This window comes from Streptomyces sp. NBC_00872 (genome assembly GCF_045161915.1).
Lineage (GTDB): Bacteria > Actinomycetota > Actinomycetes > Streptomycetales > Streptomycetaceae > Streptomyces.
Genome location: NZ_CP108806.1, coordinates 2,662,532 through 2,685,395, shown reverse-complemented (window position 1 = coordinate 2,685,395; position 22,864 = coordinate 2,662,532). Strand labels below are relative to the sequence as shown.

Annotated in this window: 17 protein-coding genes; 11 read left to right on the top strand and 6 right to left on the bottom strand. The window is 70.3% G+C overall.

Going from position 1 to position 22,864, the window contains the following annotated elements; genetic code table 11:
* Positions 1–6 precede the first annotated feature (6 nt).
* From OG214_RS11385 to serA, 5 genes are all read left to right on the top strand, one after another.
* The gene (locus OG214_RS11385) at positions 7–2,844 is read left to right on the top strand and encodes an EAL domain-containing protein (protein WP_363084198.1); all 2,838 of its coding nucleotides are present in this window, start codon (positions 7–9) and stop codon (positions 2,842–2,844) included.
* 234 nt (positions 2,845–3,078) lie between these two features.
* Positions 3,079–4,929, top strand: coding sequence for an acetolactate synthase large subunit (locus tag OG214_RS11380; protein ID WP_405984666.1), 1,851 nt, complete (start codon positions 3,079–3,081; stop codon positions 4,927–4,929).
* 51 nt (positions 4,930–4,980) lie between these two features.
* The gene (ilvN, locus tag OG214_RS11375; protein WP_066945691.1) at positions 4,981–5,505 is read left to right on the top strand and encodes an acetolactate synthase small subunit; all 525 of its coding nucleotides are present in this window, start codon (positions 4,981–4,983) and stop codon (positions 5,503–5,505) included.
* A gap of 186 nt (positions 5,506–5,691) precedes the next feature.
* Positions 5,692–6,726, top strand: coding sequence for a ketol-acid reductoisomerase (gene ilvC, locus OG214_RS11370; RefSeq protein WP_363084197.1), 1,035 nt, complete (start codon positions 5,692–5,694; stop codon positions 6,724–6,726).
* Positions 6,727–7,107: 381 nt separating this feature from the next.
* Entirely contained in the window at positions 7,108–8,700 is a 1,593-nt protein-coding gene (gene serA / locus OG214_RS11365; protein ID WP_363085267.1) for a phosphoglycerate dehydrogenase, read from the top strand.
* A 109-nt stretch (positions 8,701–8,809) separates the two neighbouring features.
* Here serA and OG214_RS11360 read toward each other — a convergent pair whose 3' ends face one another.
* Together OG214_RS11360 and OG214_RS11355 are read right to left on the bottom strand one after the other, a co-directional pair.
* Positions 8,810–9,325: a hypothetical protein gene (locus tag OG214_RS11360; RefSeq protein WP_363085268.1), complete on the bottom strand. Its 516-nt coding sequence runs from the start codon at positions 9,323–9,325 to the stop codon at positions 8,810–8,812.
* A 76-nt stretch (positions 9,326–9,401) separates the two neighbouring features.
* Positions 9,402–10,520 (bottom strand): PucR family transcriptional regulator, encoded by a 1,119-nt coding sequence (locus OG214_RS11355; RefSeq protein WP_405987474.1) that lies wholly within the window; start codon positions 10,518–10,520, stop codon positions 9,402–9,404.
* 684 nt (positions 10,521–11,204) lie between these two features.
* Here OG214_RS11355 and OG214_RS11350 point away from each other — a divergent pair.
* On the top strand, positions 11,205–12,131 hold the full coding sequence (locus tag OG214_RS11350; protein WP_363085270.1) for a proline dehydrogenase family protein: 927 nt from the start codon (positions 11,205–11,207) through the stop codon (positions 12,129–12,131).
* Positions 12,132–12,177: 46 nt separating this feature from the next.
* Complete coding sequence (pruA, locus tag OG214_RS11345) at positions 12,178–13,809, top strand: L-glutamate gamma-semialdehyde dehydrogenase (RefSeq protein ID WP_405984665.1); 1,632 nt, start codon at positions 12,178–12,180, stop codon at positions 13,807–13,809.
* A gap of 113 nt (positions 13,810–13,922) precedes the next feature.
* Here the strand turns inward: pruA and OG214_RS11340 are convergent, their stop codons facing one another.
* Positions 13,923–14,765 carry a DUF1206 domain-containing protein gene (locus tag OG214_RS11340; RefSeq protein ID WP_405984664.1) on the bottom strand — a complete coding sequence of 281 codons (843 nt, stop codon included), beginning with the start codon at positions 14,763–14,765 and terminating at the stop codon, positions 13,923–13,925.
* A gap of 373 nt (positions 14,766–15,138) precedes the next feature.
* Between OG214_RS11340 and OG214_RS11335 the strand changes: the two genes are divergently transcribed.
* Positions 15,139–15,312, top strand: a complete 174-nt coding sequence (locus OG214_RS11335) for a hypothetical protein (protein WP_363083467.1) — start codon at positions 15,139–15,141, stop codon at positions 15,310–15,312.
* Positions 15,313–15,376: 64 nt separating this feature from the next.
* Here the strand turns inward: OG214_RS11335 and OG214_RS11330 are convergent, their stop codons facing one another.
* Both OG214_RS11330 and OG214_RS11325 read right to left on the bottom strand, forming a co-directional pair.
* Positions 15,377–15,835, bottom strand: a complete 459-nt coding sequence (locus OG214_RS11330) for a MarR family transcriptional regulator (RefSeq protein ID WP_405984663.1) — start codon at positions 15,833–15,835, stop codon at positions 15,377–15,379.
* Between the two features lie 133 nt (positions 15,836–15,968).
* The gene (locus tag OG214_RS11325; RefSeq protein WP_405984662.1) at positions 15,969–17,582 is read right to left on the bottom strand and encodes a purple acid phosphatase family protein; all 1,614 of its coding nucleotides are present in this window, start codon (positions 17,580–17,582) and stop codon (positions 15,969–15,971) included.
* Between the two features lie 216 nt (positions 17,583–17,798).
* On the opposite strand from OG214_RS11325, the gene OG214_RS11320 reads away from it, so the two are divergent.
* The 3 genes from OG214_RS11320 to cimA all read left to right on the top strand — a co-directional run bounded on the left by OG214_RS11320 (position 17,799) and on the right by cimA (position 22,207).
* Positions 17,799–18,845: a 3-isopropylmalate dehydrogenase gene (locus OG214_RS11320; protein ID WP_363083460.1), complete on the top strand. Its 1,047-nt coding sequence runs from the start codon at positions 17,799–17,801 to the stop codon at positions 18,843–18,845.
* Positions 18,846–19,104: 259 nt separating this feature from the next.
* Complete coding sequence (locus tag OG214_RS11315) at positions 19,105–20,193, top strand: branched-chain amino acid aminotransferase (protein WP_363083461.1); 1,089 nt, start codon at positions 19,105–19,107, stop codon at positions 20,191–20,193.
* Between the two features lie 406 nt (positions 20,194–20,599).
* Complete coding sequence (cimA, locus tag OG214_RS11310) at positions 20,600–22,207, top strand: citramalate synthase (protein WP_363083462.1); 1,608 nt, start codon at positions 20,600–20,602, stop codon at positions 22,205–22,207.
* Between the two features lie 67 nt (positions 22,208–22,274).
* On the opposite strand, the gene OG214_RS11305 is transcribed toward cimA, so the two are convergent.
* Positions 22,275–22,844, bottom strand: coding sequence for a hypothetical protein (locus OG214_RS11305; protein WP_405984661.1), 570 nt, complete (start codon positions 22,842–22,844; stop codon positions 22,275–22,277).
* Positions 22,845–22,864 lie beyond the last annotated feature (20 nt).

The window sequence follows — 22,864 nt, the reverse complement described above, 5'->3', positions numbered from 1 at the left end:
GCTCCGGTGAGCGCCGAGGGCGTGGTCCTCCGCCGGCGGGTGCTCCCCGGCAGCGGCACGGGGCTGCTGGCCCAGCTTCTCCTCGCGCTGATCTGCGGAGGGTACGCGGCAGGGGCCGCGCTCGGCTGGGGTTCGGAGAAACTGGCCCTTTTCATGGGCGATTTCGGGCTGAGTCTCGCCGCCATGATCGCCGCCGTCTCCTGCTTCTTCTACGCACGTGTCCGTCGCGGCCCGTTCCGCCCGGCCTGGCTGCTGTTCTCGTTCTCCTCGGCGATGGCCTCCGGCGGAAACGCGGTCTGGGGCTGGTACGAAGTGATCCTGGACAAGCCCGTGCCCAGCCCCTCCCTCGCCGATCTCTTCTTCCTCTGCTTCGCGCCGCCCGCCATCGTGGGCCTGCTCGTCCTCGCCAAACGTCCGGTCAGCAGGGCCGGCTGGGTCTGTCTCGCGCTCGACTCCTGGCTGATCGGCGGCTCGCTGCTCACCCTCTCCTGGAGCCTGGCCCTCGCGCGCACCACACAGGTCAGGGGCGAGAGCGTGACCCAGGCCGCCCTCTCCCTCGCCTATCCGCTGCTCGACATCGTCCTCGTCAGCATGGTCCTGGCCCTCCACTTCCGGCGGGTCACCGGCAGCCGCTCCGCGGTGAACACCGCGATCGCCGCACTCGCCCTGACGGTCCTGTGCGACGCCCTGTTCACCTCGCCGCTCCTGCGCGAGACCTATCGCTCCGGCCAGCTCCTGGACGCCGGCTGGTTCGCGGGCTCGCTGCTCCTCGCCTACGCGCCCTGGGGTGTGCGCCGGGCCGCCGAGAGCGTTCCGCATCCGCGCCAGAGCCGGCAGAGCCGCCCCTCCGGCCATCCGATCGCGGGCTCGCTGGCCGCGATCACCCCGTATCTCGCCGCGGCCGTCTGCACCCTGGGGATCCTCTACAACGTCATCGAGGGCCGCCAGGTCGACCGGGTGGTGGTCCTCACCGGCTGCACGGTCGTGCTCGCCCTCGTCGTGCGCCAGGGCATCATGCTCGTCGACAACATCGCCCTCACCCAGGAACTGGCCCAGACGGAGAACCACTTCCGCTCCCTGGTCCAGGGATCCAGCGATGTGATCATGATCGCCGCGCCCTCCGGCATACTGCGCTATGTCAGCCCCGCCGCGGCGGGTGTGTACGGACGCGAGGCCGAGGATCTCGTCGGCGCCGAGCTGGCCTCGATCATCCACCCGGACGATCTCGGCCGGGTCGTCCACGAAGTGCGGCGGTTCCTGGCCGCTCCGCCCTCCGAGGAGCCCACCACCCGGATCGAGTGCCGCTTCAGGTCCGGCGCCGGCGACTGGCTCAATGTGGAGTCCACCGTCAACCGCCACCAGGGCGGGCTGATCTTCAACAGCCGGGATGTCACCGAACGGGTGCGCCTCCAGGCGCAGTTGCAGCACAACGCCGAGCACGACCCGCTGACCGATCTGCCCAACCGGGCCCTGTTCACCGAGCGCGTGCGCCAGGCCCTCTCCGGCCGCCGTACGACCGATCCCGGCACCGCCGTGCTCTTCATCGACCTCGACGGCTTCAAGGGCGTCAACGACCGTCTGGGCCATCAGGCCGGGGACGAGCTGCTGATCCTCGCCGCGCACCGGCTCCAGGACTCGGTACGGGCCGGGGACACCGCCGCCCGGCTCGGCGGGGACGAATTCGCGGCGATCGTCCTCGGTGACGGAGGCGGTGACCAGCGGGCCCGGGAGTACCAGGTCCACGAGATCGCCGACCGGCTCCGGCTCAAGCTCTCCCAGCCGTACCGCATCGACGGCAACGATGTCCGGGTCGCCGCCTCCATCGGGGTCGCCTTCGCCGAGCCCGGTATAACCCCCACCGATCTGATGCGCAACGCCGACCTCGCCATGTACCGCGCCAAGGCGGGCGGCAAGGACCGCGTCGAGCTGTACGCGCCCCAGATGCAGGCCGAGGTCGTCCGCAGGACGGAGCTGGCCGCCCGGCTGCGCTCCGCGCTCCACGACGGCGAGTTCGCCCTGCTCCACCAGCCCGTGGTGCATCTCGCCACCGGCCGGGTCTCCTCCGTCGCCGCCCAGGCCCGCTGGCGCTCGGCCCAGGGCATCCTCTTCACCCCGGCCGAGTTCCTGCGGGTCGCCGACGACAGCGACCGCACCGCGGAGCTCGGCCGCTGGCTGCTCGAAGAAGCCGTCTCACAGGCCGCGGAGCGCACCAGGACGGGGCATGCCGTGCCGGTGGCGGTCCGGCTCCCGGCCCGCAGACTGCTCGACCGGTCCATGCCGCTCGGCTCCATCGAGGCACTGCTGACCCGTCATGGACTGCCCTCCGGGGCCCTGGTGATCGAGCTGGCCGACACCGACCCGCGCGCCTCCCTGGACGAGCTGGAGCACCGTCTCGTCGCGCTGCGCCGGCTCGGGGTACGGATCGCGCTCGACGGCTTCGGCAGCGGTTACGCGGCGATAAACGCACTGCGGCGGCTCCCCGTCGACGTACTGAAACTGGACCGCGGTCTGGTGGAGGGGGTCGTGGAGTCCGCCCGGCTGCACAAGATCACCGCGGGGCTGCTGCGGATCGCCGGTGATCTGGGGATGCAGTCGGTGGCCGACGGTCTGGACGTACCCGAGCAGGTGCTCGCGCTGCGCGCCATGGGATGCACCCACGGCCAGGGGATGGCCTTCTCCGGGCCGCTCGACGAGTACCGGCTGCGCCGGGCCCTGGTGGGCGGCGCGTACACCCTGCCGGGCGGCGCCGTCCTGCCCGTCCTGACCGGCGGCGCGCTGCCGTTGGGACACCCGCGCCAGCAGGTTTCCGACCGGATCCCGCGTCCGCTCGATCCGCTCAAATAATGAGACTCCCGTCCCACCGGCTTGACAGTCAGGGCGCGCCGGAGGGATTGTCTCTGCCATGCGCACCCGAATTCTCGTACTTGGACAGCGCGTCGGTTGAGGCAGAGCCCGGCACCCGCTCTGCAGTCCGCACCGACGCGCTCCCCTCGCTTGCCTCACGGCACGAGGGGTTTTTTGTTGCACCGGCACACCACAAACCTCGCAAAAACCCTCAGCTTCGAGAAGAGAATGCCGATGACCGAGCAGGCCACCGGGGCCCACCATCCGCAGCCGCGGGCCCGTAACGGCGGATCGTCGTCCGCCCCCGTCGAGCACGTCACGGGAGCGCAGTCCCTCATCCGTTCGCTCGAGGAAGTGGGCGCCGACACGGTATTCGGCATCCCCGGCGGCGCGATCCTCCCCGCGTACGACCCGATGATGGACTCCACCCGGGTCCGGCACATCCTGGTCCGCCATGAGCAGGGAGCGGGCCACGCGGCCACCGGTTACGCCCAGGCCACCGGCAAGGTCGGTGTCTGCATGGCCACTTCGGGCCCCGGCGCCACCAATCTGGTCACCCCGATCGCCGACGCGCACATGGACTCCGTGCCGCTGGTCGCGATCACCGGCCAGGTGGCCAGCAAGGCCATCGGTACGGACGCCTTCCAGGAGGCGGACATCTGCGGCATCACCATGCCGATCACCAAGCACAACTTCCTGGTCACCAAGGCCGAGGACATCCCGCGCACCATCGCGGAGGCCTTCCACATCGCCTCCACGGGCCGCCCGGGTCCGGTCCTGGTCGATATCGCCAAGGACGCGCTCCAGGCCCGTACGACCTTCTCCTGGCCGCCCACCCACGACCTGCCCGGCTACCGCCCGGTGACCAAGCCGCACGCCAAGCAGATCCGTGAGGCCGCCAAGCTGATCACCCAGGCCAGGCGGCCGGTGCTCTATGTCGGCGGCGGAGTCATCAAGGCCGGCGCGACCGCCGAGCTGAAGGTCCTCGCCGAGCTGACCGGCGCCCCCGTCACCACCACCCTGATGGCGCTGGGCTCCTTCCCCGACAGCCACCCGCTGCATGTGGGGATGCCAGGCATGCACGGTTCGGTCACCGCCGTCACCGCGCTCCAGAAGGCCGATCTGATCATCGCCCTCGGCGCCCGCTTCGACGACCGCGTCACCGGCAAGCTCGACAGCTTCGCGCCCTACGCCAAGATCGTCCACGCCGATATCGACCCGGCCGAGATCGGCAAGAACCGCACCGCCGACGTGCCGATCGTCGGTGACGCGCGCGAGGTCCTCGCCGATCTGGTCCAGGCGGTCCAGGCCGAGCACACCGAGGGGCGGGTGGGGGACTACAGCGCCTGGTGGACGGATCTCAACCGCTGGCGCGAGACCTATCCCCTCGGCTACGACCTGCCCGAGGACGGCAGTCTCTCCCCGCAGCAGGTCATCCAGCGGATCGGGCAGCTCGCCCCGGAGGACACCATCTACGCCGCGGGCGTCGGCCAGCACCAGATGTGGGCCGCCCACTTCATCGAGTACGAGAAGCCCGCCACCTGGCTGAACTCGGGCGGCGCGGGGACCATGGGCTACGCCGTCCCGGCCGCCATGGGCGCCAAGGCCGGGCAGCCCGGCCGTACGGTCTGGGCGATCGACGGCGACGGCTGCTTCCAGATGACCAACCAGGAACTGACCACCTGCGCGCTCAACAACATCCCGATCAAGGTCGCGATCATCAACAACGGCGCGCTGGGCATGGTCCGCCAGTGGCAGGCCCTCTTCTACAACCAGCGCTATTCGAACACCGTGCTGCACTCGGGCCAGGACGCGGACGGCGGCCCCAGCGGCGGCACCCGTGTCCCCGACTTCGTCAAGCTCTCCGAGGCCATGGGCTGTGTCGCGATGCGCTGCGAGTCGCCCGACGAGCTGGACGCGGTCATCGCCAAGGCGAACGCGATCAACGACCGCCCGGTCGTGGTCGACTTCATCGTCCACGAGGACGCCCAGGTGTGGCCGATGGTCGCCGCAGGCACGTCCAACGACGAGGTCATGGCCGCCCTGGGCGTCCGCCCCGACTTCGGCGACAACGAAGACGACTGAGCCGGGAACGAGAGCCCGAGAGACCGAGAGCACGAGAGAAGAGACCGACACATGACCAGGCACACGCTCTCCGTTCTGGTGGAGAACACCCCCGGCATCCTCGCCAGGATCGCCGCCCTGTTCTCCCGCCGCGGCTTCAACATCGACTCCCTCGCCGTCGGTGTCACCGAACACCCCGACATCTCCCGCATCACCATCGTGGTCAATGTCGAGGAACTGCCCCTGGAGCAGGTGACGAAGCAGCTCAACAAGCTGGTGAACGTCCTGAAGATCGTCGAACTCGAGCCCGGCGCCGCGATCCAGCGCGAGCTCGTCCTGGTGAAGGTCCGCGCCGACAACGAGACCCGCTCCCAGATCGTCGAGATCGTCCAGCTCTTCCGTGCCAAGACCGTCGACGTCTCACCCGAGGCCGTCACGATCGAGGCCACCGGATCGAGTGACAAGCTCGACGCCATGCTCAAGATGCTGGAGCAGTTCGGCATCAAGGAGCTGGTGCAGTCCGGGACGATCGCCATAGGGCGTGGCGCGCGGTCCATCACGGACCGCAGCCTGCGGGCGCTCGACCGCAGCGCGTAGGCCGACAGGACCTGGGCCCCGCCCGGCCCGTGCCGGGCAGGCCCCGGCACGTCCGCGCCCCTCCGCGCCCGCCCGTCTCTGTCAACCCGGGTCCGGTTCCGGTTCGTATGGCGAGACCGGAAGGCCGTCCCCACCCGCCCCGCCGTACGGTGGGACGCAAGCTGCGCATCACACGACAAGCTGCGAATTCACAGAAGTGCACACCAAGGAGAAGACCCAGTGGCCGAGCTGTTCTACGACGACGATGCCGACCTGTCCATCATCCAGAACCGCAAGGTCGCGGTCATCGGTTACGGCAGCCAGGGCCACGCCCACGCGCTGTCGCTCCGTGACTCGGGTGTCGATGTCCGGGTCGGTCTGCACGAGGGCTCCAAGTCCAAGGTCAAGGCCGAGGAGCAGGGCCTGCGCGTGGTGACGCCCGCCGAGGCCGCCGCCGAGGCCGACGTCATCATGATCCTGGTGCCGGACCCGATCCAGGGCGAGGTCTACGAGAAGTCCATCAAGGACAATCTGAAGGACGGCGACGCGCTGTTCTTCGGCCATGGCCTCAACATCCGCTACGGCTTCATCAAGCCGCCGGCCAATGTCGATGTCGCGATGGTCGCTCCCAAGGGCCCCGGCCACCTGGTGCGCCGCCAGTACGAGGAGGGCCGCGGCGTTCCGTGTATCGCCGCCGTGGAGCAGGACGCCACCGGCGGTGCCTTCGCGCTGGCCCTCTCGTACGCGAAGGGCATCGGCGGCACCCGGGCCGGCGTCATCAAGACAACTTTCAAAGAGGAGACCGAGACCGACCTGTTCGGTGAGCAGGCCGTGCTCTGCGGTGGTACGGCCGCGCTGGTCAAAGCGGGCTTCGAGACGCTGACCGAGGCCGGCTACCAGCCGGAGATCGCGTACTTCGAGTGCCTCCACGAGCTGAAGCTGATCGTGGACCTGATGTACGAGGGCGGCCTGGAGAAGATGCGCTGGTCGGTCTCCGAGACCGCCGAGTGGGGCGACTACGTCAGCGGCCCGCGCATCATCAACGACCAGACCAAGGCCGAGATGAAGAAGATCCTGGGCGAGATCCAGGACGGTACGTTCGCCAAGAACTGGATGGACGAGTACCACGGCGGTCTGAAGAAGTACAACGAGTACAAGAAGGCCGACAGCGACAGCCTGCTGGCGACCACCGGCGCCGAGCTGCGCAAGCTCATGAGCTGGGTCGACAACGACGACGCGTGACACCGCGCGGGGGCGGCCCCGGTCCGTCCGGGCCGGGGCCGCCCCCGCAGGCACGACGCGGGACCGCGACGCGGGACCGCGACGCGGGACCGCTACGGGGAACCTGGACGCGGGACCTGGACGCGGGACCGCGACGCCGGATCGTACGACGCCGTGTCGTACGCGGACGCCGGATCGCACGTATGAGTGATCCTGTCGCTCGGGCGGATCACCCGCCCCGTGACAGCACTACACTGCTCAACACATACGCGTCAGGCCCACAGCGTTGTGCGTCTTCCACGCGGCTAGGTTCTGTCCTGTCCGACCGGGCACGCCCTAGGACCCCTCCACCGCCTGCGGCCGTCGGGACGGCCGTCCGCAATGGGACTTGTGAGGACTCACGTGAGCTCGAAACCTGTCGTACTCATCGCCGAAGAGCTTTCGCCCGCCACTGTCGACGCGCTCGGTCCGGACTTCGAGATCCGGCACTGCAACGGCGCCGACCGCGCGGAGCTGCTGCCCGCCATCGCCGATGTGGACGCCATTCTCGTCCGTTCCGCGACCAAGGTCGACGCCGAGGCCGTCGCCGCGGCCCCGAAGCTCAGGGTGGTCGCCCGCGCCGGGGTCGGTCTCGACAATGTCGATGTCTCCGCCGCCACCAAGGCCGGCGTGATGGTCGTCAACGCGCCGACCTCCAATATCGTCACCGCCGCCGAGCTGGCCTGCGGACTGCTGGTCGCCACCGCGCGCAATATCCCGCAGGCGAACGCCGCCCTGAAGAACGGCGAGTGGAAGCGCTCCAAGTACACGGGCGTCGAGCTGAGCGAGAAGACGCTCGGTGTGGTGGGCCTGGGCCGGATCGGGGTGCTGGTCGCCCAGCGCATGTCCGCCTTCGGAATGAAGATCGTCGCGTACGACCCCTATGTACAGCCCGCCCGTGCCGCCCAGATGGGTGTCAAGCTGCTGACGCTGGACGAGCTGCTCGAGGTGTCGGACTTCATCACCGTGCATCTGCCCAAGACCCCCGAGACACTGGGTCTGATCGGCGACGAGGCACTGCACAAGGTGAAGCCGACGGTACGGATCGTGAACGCCGCGCGCGGCGGGATCGTGGACGAGGAGGCGCTGGCCTCCGCGCTCAAGGAGGGCCGGGTCGCCGGCGCCGGTCTGGACGTGTACGCGAAGGAGCCCTGCACGGACTCCCCGCTCTTCCAGTTCGACCAGGTCGTCTCCACCCCGCACCTCGGCGCGTCCACCGACGAGGCGCAGGAGAAGGCCGGTATCGCGGTCGCCAGGTCCGTACGGCTCGCGCTCGCCGGTGAGCTGGTGCCGGACGCGGTCAATGTCCAGGGCGGGGTCATCGCCGAGGACGTCAGGCCGGGGCTGCCGCTCGCCGAGAAGCTCGGCCGTATCTTCACCGCGCTGGCGGGCGAGGTCGCGGTCCGGCTCGATGTCGAGGTGTACGGCGAGATCACCCAGCACGATGTGAAGGTGCTCGAACTCTCCGCGCTCAAGGGCGTGTTCGAGGATGTCGTCGCCGAGACGGTGTCCTATGTGAACGCTCCGCTCTTCGCGCAGGAGCGCGGTGTCGAGGTCCGGCTCACGACATCGAGCGAGTCCCCGAACCACCGCAATGTGGTGACGGTGCGCGGCACGCTCTCCGGCGGCGAGGAGGTCTCGGTCTCCGGCACGCTGGCGGGTCCCAAGCACCTCCAGAAGATCGTCGCGATCGGCGACTACGACATCGATCTGGCGCTGGCCGATCATATGGTCGTCCTGCGCTATGAGGACCGTCCCGGCGTGGTCGGCACGGTCGGCCGGATCCTCGGCGAGGCCGGGCAGAACATCGCGGGGATGCAGGTCTCCCGGGTGGAGGAGGGCGGCGAGGCGCTGGTCGTGCTCACCGTCGACGGCACCGTGCCGCAGGCCGTGCTCACCGAGATCGCGGAGGAGATCGGCGCGACGTCGGCCCGCTCGGTGAATCTGACCGACTGACCCGAAGCAGAGGAAGGGCCCGGTTTCCGCCGGGCCCTTCGTGCTGTGTCTGTCCGGGCTGTGCCTCTTCGCGCTGTGCTCAGAGGTCCGTGACTCAGAGGTCCGTGACTCAGAGGTCCGTGGCTCTGAGGTGGTAGGTCGTGTCGACCCAGAAGCCGTGCCCGGTGTCCGCCTTGATCTCCAGCACATACTGTCCCGGGGCCAGGGGCGCGACACCCGCCCAGATACCCCAGGCGCTGCGGCGGATCAGTGTCGCCCAGAACGGTGGCGCGGTGAACTCCCGCAGGGGGAGCGGTGCGCCGTTCAGATACGCCTCCGCCCGCGCCACCGGCAGGGTCAGCGGCACCCGTGAATACAGATGCGCGTGCTGGATGTTGAGAACGGGGAAGAAGAGCGGCCGGTCGGTGGGCACATCGCACCGCCGCTCGACCCGGCCGCCGTACGTCCCGGCGAGAAACCACAGATCCTTCGGCTGTTTCCAGCCCGCGTGCACGCCGGTCACATCCGCGACCGGGCTGCGTCTTTCAGGCGCCGACAGCGCCCACTTCCACCAGCGGGCCGACAGCGCCCCGCCCTCCTCGTCGGTCAGCGCCCATGAACTGTCCCCCGGCTTCGCGTCACTCATGTACGTCCCCTCCCCTGAACGGCCCTCCGGCCGCGCCCACTTGGGCCCACTCGAACGGACAGACCCTACGAGGGCTTCAGAGCCGGGCCGCCTTCAGGGCCATGTGGAGGAGCAGGCGGTCCTCGCCGGAGTCCAGGTCGAGACCGGTGAGCTGTTCGATGCGGGACAGGCGGTAGTAGAGCGTCTGGCGGTGGATACCGAGGGCGGAGGCGGTACGGCCCGCCTGGCCCGCGTGGTCGAGGAACACCTCGGCGGTACGGGCGAGTTCGGCGTGGGCCGGGGCCAGCAGGGGGCGGACCGCGGGGTCGGGGCCGGGGGGAAGCGCGGTGAGCAGACGGTACGGGCCGATCGCGGACCACTCCGCCACCGGACCGAAACGGGGCTCGGCCAGGGCCGCGCGGGCCGCCGCGACCGCCTCCCGCCAGGCCTCGGGCAGCTCGGCCAGCCCCCGGCGCGGGGCGCAGGCGCCGGCGGCGACCGCGGGGCCCGCGCTCTCGCAGAGCCGGGTGACGGCCGCGAGCACCGGCGCGAGCGCGTCCCCCGAGCGGAGCCGTACGAGGAGTGCCACCGCCTCCGGGGCACTCTCCTCGCCCGGACCCGTCACCTCGCCGGAGCCGCCGGACCCGCTGGAGCCGCCGCCCGTCCATCCGGCCACTTCGCCGGACTCCGCCGCACGGCCCGCCGGCCCGCCGCCGACCACCGCCCGAGCCTCGCGCCGCCCGTCCGTCGTCCGCCGCCCGTCGGCCGCCGCCCCGCTCGACAGCACCGGTCCCGCCGGCCCCGCGGTCCGCGTCGTCCGGTCGGCCGTGCCTTCCTGCGGCCGGTGTCCGGCCGGAGCGGCGGAGCCGGCCGGGCCGTCGGGCACCGGGCCCGTCCGCTCGCCGCCCGAGGTACGAGCGGCCCCGAGGGCCCGGTCCGTACGGCCCGGCCCGCCGGGGCCGCCCGACCGGCCTGATCCACCGGGTTGGTCGCTCCGGGGCCGCCCGCCGGAGCGGCCGGACCCGCCGCCCGGAGACGCCCCCGCCCCCACGCCCGCCCCCGCGCCCCCGTCCGGATATGGCAGCGCGCACAGGGCCGCCGTGCCCGGGACCGCCCGCAGACGTGGTTCCTCCAGTCGCCAGGGGGCCACGCACACCAGGACATGCAGACCGTCCGCGCTCGGACCCAGGGCCGTGCGCAGCGTGGCCAGGGCCATGTCGCGCTGCCAGCCACGCTCCGCCGTGAGCGCGGCGCGCAGCTCGCGCGCCAGATCCGCGCCCGCCTTCGCCTCCTCGGCGAGGAGGTCCCCGATCCGGGCCGTCACCTCCATGGCCGCCGCCAATCGGGAGTCGCCCGGACCCGGGTCGGAGTCGTCGAGCAGCCATACGTAACCCAGCACCACGCCCCGGTGCCGCACGGGCAGACAGATCCGGCCGCGGAAGACCCCCGCGTCCGGAGCGGCCGGGATACGGACCGGACCCCTCGCCCGGGTGATACCGAAACCCTCGAACCACGCGCGCACCGCCGGTGTGGACTTCCGGGTCAGGATCGAACGCGTCCTGACCGGGTCCATCGCCGTGTCGTCGTCACTGTCGTGCGCGCCGAAGGCGATCAGTCCGAAATCCCGGTTCTCCAGCGTCGTGGGGACGCCGAGCAGCGCCGTGATCTCGTCGACCAGCTCCTGGTAATCGCCCTTCATCCAGACATTCTCGCACCGCCTTCAGACATGTGTCTGAGGTCCTGGCCACGGATGCGTGACACCTGTCGATGGCAGAGGATCGGAGCGATCCCTAGGTTTCACCGTGGTACTCCGCGCCGTACGGATCCGGTCCGGTCCGCCCCGTCCCGGCCCCCGGCCCGCTCCGCGCCGGCCTGTTCGATCTCACCATGGAGGTGCCCTGTGCTGGGTCCCGTGATCCTCGCCGCCTCGCGCAGCGACAGAATGCGCCGCGCCGTCTCGGCCGCGCCGGTCACCAAGCCCGTGGTGAACCGTTTCATCGCCGGTGAGTCGATCGAGGAGACAGCCCCGGTCATCGAGGCGATGGCCGGCCGCGGCCTTGAGGTCACGCTCGATGTCCTCGGCGAGGACATCACCGATCCGGCCGAGGCGCTGCTCGCCCGTGACGCCTACCTCCGGCTGATCGAGGCCCTCACCCCGCTGGAACTGGGCGCCCGCGCCGAGATGTCGGTCAAGCTCTCCTCCTTCGGCCAGGCGCTCCCCGGCGGACACGACCTCGCCCTGAAGAACGTCACCGCCGTCGTCGAGGCCGCCGCCGCGATCGGCACCACGGTCACCCTCGACATGGAGGACCACACCACCATCGATTCGACGCTCGCCATCCACGCCGAGCTGCGGGAGCGCTTCCCGGAGACCGGCGCCGTCGTGCAGTCGTATCTCTTCCGCACCGAGGACGACTGCCGCGCGCTGGCCGCCGCGGGCTCGCGCGTACGGCTGGTCAAGGGCGCCTACAAGGAGCCGGCCTCCGTCGCGTACCAGGACAAGGCCGAGGTCGACCGGGCCTATGTCCGCTGTCTGAGGATCCTGATGGACGGCTCGGGCTATCCGATGGTCGGCTCCCACGATCCGCGTGTCATCGCGATCGCCCAGGATCTCGCGCACCGCGCGGGACGCAAGCTCGACGAGTACGAGTTCCAGATGCTGTACGGCATCCGCGAGGCCGAGCAGAACCGCCTCGCGGACGAGGGACACCGGATGCGTGTCTACATCGCGTACGGCACCGACTGGTACGGGTACTTCATGCGCCGTCTCGCCGAGCGCCCCGCCAACCTCGCGTTCTTCCTGCGTTCGCTGGTCAGCCGCGGCTGAACCCCCGACTGCCAACTGACCTACTGATGAAGGAGATTCGGCAACCATGGACGCTGTGACCCAGGTTCCCGTGCCGGTCAACGAGCCGGTGCGCGGCTACGCGCCCGGCTCCCCCGAGCGGGCCCGGCTGGAGGTCAGGCTCAAGGAGCTGGCCGAGAATCCCGTCGACCTGCCGATGACCATCGGCGGCGAGAAGCGGATGGGCGGCGGCGAACGCGTCGATGTCGTACAGCCGCACAACCACCGGGCCGTGCTCGGCACCTTCGCCGGCGCGACCCGGCGGGATGCCGAGGACGCGGTCGAGGCCGCCCTGGCCGCGGCCCCCGGCTGGCGCGCCACGGCCTTCGACGACCGCGCCGCGATCATCCTGCGCGCCGCCGAACTGCTCGCGGGTCCGTGGCGCGAGACGATCGCCGCCGCCACCATGCTCGGCCAGTCGAAGACCGCGCAGCAGGCCGAGATCGACGCGCCCTGCGAGCTGATCGACTTCTGGCGCTTCAATGTCGCGTACGCCCGTGATCTGCTCGCCGAGCAGCCGGTGGCCAACTCGCCGGGTGTCTGGAACCGGCTCGACCACCGCCCGCTCGAAGGCTTCGTCTACGCGATCACACCGTTCAACTTCACCGCGATCGCGGGCAACCTGCCCACCGCGCCCGCGCTGATGGGCAATGTCGTGATCTGGAAGCCGTCCCCGACGCAGACGCTGGCCGCCGTGCTGCTGATGGAGCTGCTGGAGGAGGCCGGGCTGCCCAAGGGCGTCATCAATCTGGTGACCGGGGACGGTATCGCCGTCTCCGAGGTGGCCCTGAACCACGCCGACCTGGCCGGTATCCACTTCACCGGCTCGACCAGGACCTTCCAGCACCTGTGGAAGACCGTCGGCGAGAACATCGAGAAGTACCGCTCCTACCCGCGCATCGTCGGCGAGACGGGCGGCAAGGACTTCGTCGTCGCCCACCCGAGCGCCGACCGCGCCGTCCTGAAGACCGCGCTGACCCGGGGCTCCTTCGAGTACCAGGGCCAGAAGTGCTCGGCCTCCTCCCGCGCGTACGTACCGGCGTCGATCTGGAACGACGGCTTCCAGGACGAGTTCGCGGCCGAGATCGACGGGATCGCCATGGGCGATGTCACCGATCTGACGAACTTCATCGGGGCCGTCATCGACGAGCGCGCCTTCGCCAAGAACAAGGCCGCCATCGACCGCGCCGCCGCCGACCCGACCTGCACGATCGTCGCGGGCGGTACGTACGACGACTCCGTCGGCTACTTCGTACGGCCCACCGTCATCGTGTGCACCGACCCGGAGAACGAGGTCTTCACGACCGAGTACTTCGGACCGATCCTCGCGGTGCATGTCTACGACGACGCCGACTACGAGGCGGTGCTCGCCCAGATGGAGTCCGTCTCGGCGTACGCGCTGACCGGCTCGGTCATCGCCAACGACCGTGCGGCGGCGGCCGACGCGATGGCGAAGCTGCGGTACGCGGCGGGCAACTTCTACATCAACGACAAGTCGACCGGCGCCGTCGTCGGCCAGCAGCCCTTCGGCGGCGGCCGGGCGTCCGGCACCAACGACAAGGCGGGCGCGCCGCAGAACCTGATGCGGTGGACGCTGACCCGTTCCATCAAGGAGACGCTGGTCCCGCCGACCGACTACCGCTACCCGCACATGGGCTGACGGCTCCGCCCCCACCATCCCGCCCCCGTGCCGGCGCCCCCCTCGTCGGCACGGGGGCGGCTCCATGACGAGGGGGGTGAGGGGGACACGGCACCCCTCACTCCCCCCGCGACTCACACGGTGCGACGCCGCGCCATCATGAAGGAGAAGATCCCGAACAGCGCCAGACCGGCCGCGACCGCGCCCAGCAGCCACGCACCCACCGGGGTCCCGGCGAAGGAGCGCAGCGTGTCGTCCAGGCCCTTGGCCTCGTCCGGTTCGTACGCGACCGCCGCCCGCACCACGAACACCCCCACCGCGGCGAAGAGCACACCCCGGGCGACACCGCCGGCCACCCCGGTGACATCGGCGAACCGCTTCTCCCGGCGGGACATCCGGCTCAGCTTGAGATGCTTGTGGTATTTCCGCAGAGCCGCGCGGGTGCCGATCCACACCCCCGCGCCCGCGATGCCGACCCCCGCGATCCCCACGATCCACTGGCCGCCCGGTATCTCCAGGGCCCTGGCCGTGATGTCCCGGGACTGCTGGTCACTGGAGCCGCTGCCGCTGCCCGCGTCCCCGGCGGCGAACGCCAGCACCGAGTAGGCCACGAACCCGTAGAAGACGGCGCGCCCCGCCGACAGCAGCCGCTTGCCCGTCTTGTGCCCGTCCGGACCGGCCGCGCCGAAGAGCGCCTCGGAGAGCCGCCACAGCGCCATGCCCGTCAGTCCGAACCCCAGGGCCCAGAGCAGGACGGAGCCCATCGGCTGCTGCGCCACCTCCGCCAGGGCTCCGCCCCGGTCCGCCTGTTTCCCCTCGCCGCCACCGAACGCGATCCGAAGAGCGAGCACGCCGATGAGCAGATACAGCACCCCGCGCGCGGCGAAGCCCCAGCGGGCCGCCATGTCCATGGCCGAACTGTTCGCCGCCTGCCGCGCCTTGCCCCGCCCGCCGAGTGACACCGTCCGTGCGTTCATGGTTGACCTCCGATGGTCCGGGTGCCCCCGCGCCCAGGGTGGAAACGGCGACGGTCGGACGGGACCTCCGGCGTTAGGGGCGTGGCGGCATTCGACCGGAGCGAGGGTGATGTGCTCCGAGCCCGCGATGTGCCCGGAGACCAACCGGACATCGATTCGGACACCGGATCGAATACCCGCAGGTCGGAGGGGGTGCCGTCTCAGATAGTAGGAAGTCCGAGTAAATATGGAGACAGAGCGGCTCCCCTCGCTTAGCGTGGAAGGGCCGAACGTCTCGCTCCATCCAGCGAATGGCGGTCGTGGGCCGGCGCCCCCAGCAGGCAACCCCTGCGGCGCACGCCCCCCGCCCCTTCCGGCGCCTCGTAGATGCCTCATGCGACCCCACCGCGTGCTCAGCTATCTCAAGGAGTCGATCATCATGGCCGAGACAACAGTCCGCCGCGTCCGTCACACTCCCCGTACGAGCGAGTCCGACCGCAAGAACGCCGCCGCCGCGCTCCAGCGCGCCCTGGACCGCCGCGACAACGGCGGTGCGACGGGCCACTGACCACCCGGCGTCCGGTCCCGGACGCGTCGGGCGGGTCGGGCGGGTAGAGGCGTCCACGTGTGTCTCAGTCGGGCAGGTCGCCGTTGCCGCCCAGGTTGGCGACCATGCGGCGCAGGACATTGATCGTGGTCACGAAGTCGGCCGTGTCGATGCCTTGGTGCGTCTGCTGATGGACGCGTAGGTTGCGTTCCCTGGCCCGGACACGCCCTGACTCCCCGGCATCGGTCAGAGTCATCGTCCCCGAGTCCTCCGTCAGCCACCCCCGAGCGACGAGGTCGTCGAAGACACCGTCGAAGTCGATCCCGAGGTCGTCGTACTTGGTCAGGCGCTCGATCAGGGTCGCACGGGTCCAGCTGCCCGGGTCCCCCGCGACATGGTTGAGCGTCCACCAGTGCGGCTGCGTGAGGTTCTCCACCGCCAACTGCTCACGGAGAGCCCCGACCACCCGGCGGTACGCCTCGCCACTCCACGCGCCGATGGGCTGTGCGGCCAGCTCGTCCTGCGGGTATTCCTTGATCGTCATGGTCCCGAGCCTCCATCGAGTGATCGCCAGAACGCGATCACCGTAGAACCCCAAGTTGACTTGAGGTCAAGGCGGGCCCGGTGAGCGGCTTTTTTACGCCGTCATCCGTGGCTCCGGGGCACGTCGGCGGCGGTCAGCGATGGGTGATCGTGAAGTGGTCCACGCGCTCGCCGTTCTCGGCGAGGGCGGTGACCTTCAGTTCCGGGCGGGGGCCGGTTGTCACCTCGACGGCGAGGAACGAGAAGCCGGTGTAGCGGACGCGGGACCATTCCACCGTTTCCGGGGTCTTGGCGCCGTCCGGGGACCAGCTGTAGGAGGGGACGGACTCCACCTCGGCCGGGCGGCCCTCATAGCTGTCCGGTACCGGGAAGCTGTAGAGGGCCTTGCCCGCGCCGCCCGCCGTGACATACACGATGCCGTCCCGTACGGAGCTGACGGATCCGCCGATCTCCACCCGGCGGGCGGTGGCGCCGCCGCGCAGGGCGTCGGTGCGCTCGTAGACGTGGTTGTGGCCGTTGACGACCAGATCGACGCGGTGCTTGTCGAAGAGCGGCACCCATGCCTCGCGCACCCCGCCGTCCGAGGCGTGCGCGCTGGTCGTCGAGAACGCGCAGTGGTGGAAGAAGACCACGACGAAGTCGATGTCCCGGTCCGCGCGCAGCTCGCCGAGGCGCCGGTCCAGCCAGCGGGTCTGGGCGCCGTCCGTATAGCCGGTGTTGGCGCGGATCTCGTGGGAGACATCGTTGGCGTCCAGGGCCACCACGCCCACATTGCCGTAGACGAAGGAGTACACACCCGGCGCCTTCACCGGGTCGGGACCGCCGCCCGGCAGGGTCCAGCGCGCGTTCTGGCCGCCGTAGCCCTCGGGGGAGTACCACGCCTCCATGTCGTGATTGCCGGTGGTCACCATCCACGGCACCCGCGAGGCCACGGTCTCGGTCTGGGCGAGGAACTGGTCCCAGACCCGCGCGTCATAGGTGTCGGAAGCGGCCCCCTGGCCGCTGCTGTCCGCGTAGCAGAGGTCCCCCGCGTGCAGATGGAAGGCCGGGTTCTGGCCCAGGATCACCTGGTCGTTGGCGAGCGCGTCGTACGAGACGCCCTGGTCGCCGAAGGCGGTGAACACGAAGGACTCGGCGCGTGCCCCGGCGGGCGCGGTACGGAAGGTGCCGATGGCGGACAGCCGGCGCGGGTCGGCCGGGTCGAACCCCTCGTGGCCCACGCCGTAGTAGTACGTGGTCCCCGGGCGCAGCCGCTCCAGCGCCACATGCAGGTAGTACTGGTCCACCGCGGGCAGTCCGGCCGCCAGGGACGGGGTGTGCAGCGGCCGTACCTCCGCCTCGATCCGCCGGCTCAGCTCCCAGGGCTTCGGTCCCACCCGCAGGAACGGCTTCCTGACGGGGAAGGGCACCTGCCAGGAGACCGTCATCCGGGTCTTCGGGTCGGAGCCGAAGGCGAGATGGCGGCCGAAGGGCGCCACCAGCGATCCGTCGACCCGGGCGGTGGCCGGGGAGGTCAGAAGGCCCGGTCCGGTGAGGGCGGCGTCCGCGGAGGCTCCGGCGGGTCCCGTGCTGGAGCCGAGCAGGCCCGCGCCGGCCACCGTGCCCGCGAGGAGCGTGCCGCCCCTCAGCAGCCCGCGCCGGCCGATCCGGCCGGCCTGGCCGATCCGGCCACGCAGATACTCATGCTGTTCCGGCATGGTCATACGGGCGGCGAGATGGTCGGGGATCCCGACACGAGGGGTATCCATGGACAGACCGTGACACCGGTGGGTGGCTTTCGCGTGGATCCTGGGCATCGAATCGGTGACGAGCCGCGCCTCGCGGCCGGTGCTGCCGCGTCCCGCGATCGGTGCTGCCGGCCCCCGGTCGGTGGCAGGAATGGGCCGCGGCCCGTTGCGAGACATGGCCTGTCCACAGAATGGACGCACCATGTCATGGGATGGGACGCGGAGTAGGGTGCCGTCATGTCTCGCAGCATCAATCTCGCAGTGATCCCCGGTGACGGCATCGGCCAGGAGGTCGTGGCCCAGGGCCTGAAGGTCCTGACGTCCGTCCTTCCTCAGGATGTGAAGCTGGAGACCAAGGAGTACGACCTCGGCGCCGGCCGCTGGCACCGTACCGGGGAGACCCTCCCGGACGCGGAGCTGGAGGCCCTCAAGGGCCATGACGCGATCCTGCTCGGCGCGATCGGCGATCCCTCCGTCCCCTCGGGTGTGCTGGAGCGCGGGCTGCTGCTCAAGCTGCGCTTCGCCTTCGACCACTATGTGAATCTGCGTCCCTCGAAGCTCTTCCCCCGTACGGCCACACCGCTGGCGGGTCGCCCGGACATCGACTTCGTCGTCGTCCGCGAGGGCACGGAGGGCCCGTACACGGGCAACGGAGGTTCGCTGCGCACCGGTACGCCCGCCGAGGTGGCCACGGAAGTGAGCCTCAATACGGCGTACGGCGTGGAGCGGGTCGTCCGTGACGCGTACCGCCGGGCGGACGCCCGTCCGCGCAAGAAGCTGACGCTGGTCCACAAGAACAACGTCCTCGTCTACGCGGGCCATCTGTGGAAGAACATCTTCGACCGTGTCGGCCGTGAGTACCCCGACGTCACCACCGACTATCTGCATGTCGACGCCGCGACGATCTTCTTCGTCACCCAGCCGGAGCGCTTCGACGTGATCGTCACCGACAACCTCTTCGGTGACATCCTCACCGACCTGGCCGCCGCCATCTCCGGCGGTATCGGTCTGGCCGCGTCCGCGAACATCAATCCGGACCGTACGTTCCCGTCCATGTTCGAGCCGGTCCACGGGTCGGCGCCGGACATCGCGGGCCAGGGCAAGGCCGATCCCACGGCCACGGTCCTCTCCGTCGCGCTGCTGCTGCGTCACCTCGGCTTCGACGCCGAGGCCGTCCGGATCGAGGAAGCCGTCGCGGCCGACCTCGCCGAGCGGGACACCACGGCTCCCGCGCGCACGACCGACGAGATCGGTGACGCGCTCGCCGTACGCGTAGCGAGCTGACCCGTCGACTCCTTACAGCCGCCGGGTCCAGGGACCCGGCGGCTGTGCTGTGCGGCCACCGGGTACCACCCCCTCATCCCAAGGGATCCCAAGGGCAGCCCTTGGGCAGGCATTGGGCCGCATTCACCCGTTTCCTCCGCCGTCCGTTCACGCGATAATCTGCGTGGGCCGCGGCATGCGGGAATGCTCGGACGTCCTAGTAGCAGTAGCGGCGTGAGCGCGGTCCGTCATATACAACCGGTGAAGGACGAGAGTATTCATGACCACGCCCACGATCGAGCTCAAGCCCTCCGCGCATCCGCTCTCCGACGCGGAGCGCGAGGCGATTCTGGCCAACCCCGGTTTCGGCCGCCACTTCACCGATCACATGGTGACGATCAAATGGACGGAGGGGCGGGGCTGGCACGACGCGGCACTCGTCCCGTACGCGCCGCTCTCGATCGACCCGGCCACCATGACGCTGCACTACGCGCAGGAGATCTTCGAGGGCCTCAAGGCCTACCGCCGCCCCGACGGCACGGTCGCCACCTTCCGTCCCGAGGCCAACGCGGAGCGGTTCCAGGTCTCCGCGCGCCGGCTCGCGATGCCCGAGCTGCCGGTCGAGACCTTTATCGCCGCGTGCGACGCGCTGGTCGAGCAGGACAAGGCATGGGTGCCCGCGCACGGCGGCGAGGACTCCCTCTATCTGCGTCCCTTCATGATCGCGACCGAGGTCGGACTCGGGGTGCGGCCCGCGAACGAGTATCTGTTCCTGGTGATCGCGTCCCCGGCCGGCGCGTACTTCCCCGGCGGGGTGAAGCCCGTCTCGGTCTGGCTCTCGGAGGACCGTGTCCGCGCGGTGCCGGGCGGCATCGGCTTCGCCAAGACCGGCGGCAACTACGCGGCGTCCCTGCTCGCCCAGGCCGAGGCGGCGGAGAAGGGCTGCGAGCAGGTGGTCTATCTGGACGCGCTGGAGCACCGCTGGGTCGAGGAACTGGGCGGGATGAATCTGTACTTCGTGTACGGAGACCGCATCGTCACCCCGGAACTGACCGGCTCGCTGCTGGCGGGCATCACCCGTGACTCGCTGCTCGCCGTGGCGCGCGACCTCGGCTACACCTCCGAGGAGGGCCGGATCTCCAAGGAGGACTGGCGCCGCGACACCGAGAACGGCACCCTCACCGAGGTCTTCGCCTGCGGCACGGCCGCGGTGATCACCCCGGTCGGCACGGTCAAGTCGACGGGGGCCGAGTGGATCCAGTCGGGCGGCGAGCCGGGCAAGGTCACCATGGAGCTGCGTACGGCCCTGCTGGACATCCAGCGGGGCGTGGCCCCCGACCCCCATGGCTGGATGCACGAGCTGGGCTGACCCGCCGGGCGGGTGGACGACCCACCGCCCGAACCGCTCGTACCGCTCGAACCGCTGTCGACGCGCCCCCGATCGCTCTGATCGGGGGCGCGTCCGTACCGTCGTGACCGGCGGCGGAGCCGGATGCGACCGTATGGTGAGACGGTTCTGCCCATCCGCGCGAGCCATGCGAAAATCGGCTCGTGCTCTCGCTCGCCATGATTATCGGCAGCAAGCGCGCCGGTCCGCAGTGATCGCCTCGTACCACCATGTACGGCGCGGCCACCGTGCCTCAGACCCGCGCGCAGACCTCTCGCACCCGCGAGGGGTTTTTTCGTTTTCCGGCCCCACCCCGGCGGAAAACGGGCGGCGCGCGAAGATGGGGGCAAGTGGAGCCAGACCATCCACTCGACAGGAGCAACGCACCATGACCCCAGAGTCCACGGAGAGCGACGACAGTTTCCATGTCTTCGACACCACCCTGCGCGACGGGGCGCAGCGTGAGGGCATCAATCTGACCGTCGCCGACAAGCTGGCCATCGCCCGGTACCTGGACGAGTTCGGCGTGGGCTTCATCGAGGGCGGCTGGCCCGGTGCCAATCCGCGTGACACCGAGTTCTTCGCCCGCGCCCGGCAGGAGATCGAGTTCCGGCACGCCCAGCTCGTCGCCTTCGGCTCCACGCGGCGGCCCGGAGCCAAGGCGTCGGAGGACCCGCAGGTCAGAGCACTGATCGAGTCCGGTGCCCCGGTGATCACCCTGGTCGCCAAATCGCATGACCGCCATGTCGAGCTGGCACTGCGCACCACCCTCGACGAGAACGTCGAGATGATCCGCGACACCGTCTCCCATCTGCGGGAGCAGGGCCGCCGGGTCTTCGTCGACTGCGAGCACTTCTTCGACGGGTACCGTGCCAATCCCGAGTACGCCAAGACGGTCGTACGGGCCGCCGCCGAGGCCGGCGCCGATGTGGTCATCCTCTGTGACACCAACGGCGGGATGCTGCCCGCGCAGATCCAGGCCGTCGTTTCCACCGTGCTGGCCGACACCGGAGCCCGGCTCGGTATCCACGCCCAGGACGACACGGGCTGCGCCGTCGCCAACACCCTCGCCGCCGTCGACGCGGGCGCCACGCATGTGCAGTGCACGGCCAACGGGTACGGCGAGCGCGTCGGCAACGCCAATCTCTTCCCGGTCGTCGCCGCCCTGGAGCTGAAGTACGACAAGCGGGTGCTGCCCGCGGGCGCGCTCGCCGAGATGACCCGGATCTCGCACGCCATCGCCGAGGTGGTCAATCTCGCGCCCTCCACCCACCAGCCGTACGTCGGAGTCTCCGCCTTCGCCCACAAGGCCGGGCTCCACGCCTCCGCGATCAAGGTCGACCCGGATCTCTACCAGCACATCGCGCCCGAGCTGGTCGGCAACAGCATGCGGATGCTCGTCTCCGACATGGCCGGCCGCGCCTCCATCGAGCTGAAGGGCAAGGAACTCGGCATCGATCTGAGCGGCGACCGCGATCTGGTCGCCCGGGTCGTCGGCCGGGTCAAGGAGCGTGAGCTCAAGGGCTATACGTACGAGGCGGCCGACGCCTCCTTCGAACTGCTGCTGCGCGAGGAGGCGGAGGGCAGGCCCCGCAGCTACTTCCGTACGGAGTCCTGGCGCGCGATCGTCGAGGACCGGCCCGACGGTACGCACGCCAACGAGGCCACCGTGAAGCTGTGGGCCAAGGGCGAGCGCATCGTCGCCACCGCGGAGGGAAACGGCCCGGTCAACGCGCTGGACCGGGCGATGCGGGTCGGTCTGGAGCAGATCTATCCGCAGCTCGCCAAGCTGGAGCTGGTCGACTACAAGGTCCGCATCCTGGAGGGCCGGCACGGTACGGAGTCCACCACCCGGGTACTGATCACCACCTCGGACGGCACCGGCGACTGGGCCACGGTCGGTGTCGCCGAGAATGTGATCGCGGCCTCCTGGCAGGCCCTGGAGGACGCGTACACCTACGGTCTGCTGAGGGCCGGCGTCGAACCGGCGGAGTAGCCCGGACCCCGGCCCCGGGCCGGACTCCGACCTCGGGCCGGACCCCGGGCCGGACCCCGGCCCCGGGTCAGCACTGGTCCGCCACGACGTCATCGAACTCGTCCATGCTCATGGCCCGGCCGTCCGCCCATACCTGGCCGGGCCTGAGCGTGGCGAGTTCCTCCGTGGACGCGAAGACGCTCCCCCGGTAGACACTGCTGTCGGCCCCGACGCGGAACGTCAGGCCGTAGGTGTATCCCGGGCGCAGCTCCTGCGGCCCCGTCGCCTCGGCCCGCCAGGATTCCGGGGGTTCGAAGAGGGGGAAGCGGACGCGCCCCGTCGGAGTCATGGACCAGGTACGCCACCCGGTGCTGTCATCGATGGTCGGTTCCGGCTCCGGTTCCGGTGACGGCGAGCCGCCGGAACCGGCGGCCTCGGAACCCGCCGTCTCGGAACCGGCCGTCTCGGTCTCCTCGGTCGGCCAGCCGCTGAGATGCGGAGAGTTGAGCAGATCGTCCCCGCAGGGCCGCAGCTCCGCCCACCACCGGCCGTCCTCACCCTTCCACAGCGCCGCCAGCCTCAGATCCGGCGGGCTGCACCCCGTCAGCAGTACCGCCGTGCACAGAGCCCCCGTCACCGCCGTGATCGCACGCCGCATGCGCCCACCCCCCCTCGCGG

What these genes read in the sequence shown, in the direction of transcription:
- OG214_RS11380 (WP_405984666.1), top strand. Translation starts at nt 3,079, where the DNA reads ATGACCGAGCAGGCCACCGGGGCCCACCATCCGCAGCCGCGGGCCCGT.
- ilvN (WP_066945691.1), top strand. Translation starts at nt 4,981, where the DNA reads ATGACCAGGCACACGCTCTCCGTTCTGGTGGAGAACACCCCCGGCATC.
- OG214_RS11360 (WP_363085268.1), bottom strand. Translation starts at nt 9,325, where the DNA reads ATGAGTGACGCGAAGCCGGGGGACAGTTCATGGGCGCTGACCGACGAG.
- OG214_RS11355 (WP_405987474.1), bottom strand. Translation starts at nt 10,520, where the DNA reads ATGGCCCTGGCCACGCTGCGCACGGCCCTGGGTCCGAGCGCGGACGGT.
- pruA (WP_405984665.1), top strand. Translation starts at nt 12,178, where the DNA reads ATGGACGCTGTGACCCAGGTTCCCGTGCCGGTCAACGAGCCGGTGCGC.
- OG214_RS11340 (WP_405984664.1), bottom strand. Translation starts at nt 14,765, where the DNA reads ATGAACGCACGGACGGTGTCACTCGGCGGGCGGGGCAAGGCGCGGCAG.
- OG214_RS11335 (WP_363083467.1), top strand. Translation starts at nt 15,139, where the DNA reads ATGCGACCCCACCGCGTGCTCAGCTATCTCAAGGAGTCGATCATCATG.
- OG214_RS11330 (WP_405984663.1), bottom strand. Translation starts at nt 15,835, where the DNA reads ATGACGATCAAGGAATACCCGCAGGACGAGCTGGCCGCACAGCCCATC.
- OG214_RS11325 (WP_405984662.1), bottom strand. Translation starts at nt 17,582, where the DNA reads ATGGATACCCCTCGTGTCGGGATCCCCGACCATCTCGCCGCCCGTATG.
- OG214_RS11320 (WP_363083460.1), top strand. Translation starts at nt 17,799, where the DNA reads ATGTCTCGCAGCATCAATCTCGCAGTGATCCCCGGTGACGGCATCGGC.
- OG214_RS11315 (WP_363083461.1), top strand. Translation starts at nt 19,105, where the DNA reads ATGACCACGCCCACGATCGAGCTCAAGCCCTCCGCGCATCCGCTCTCC.
- cimA (WP_363083462.1), top strand. Translation starts at nt 20,600, where the DNA reads ATGACCCCAGAGTCCACGGAGAGCGACGACAGTTTCCATGTCTTCGAC.
- OG214_RS11305 (WP_405984661.1), bottom strand. Translation starts at nt 22,844, where the DNA reads ATGCGGCGTGCGATCACGGCGGTGACGGGGGCTCTGTGCACGGCGGTA.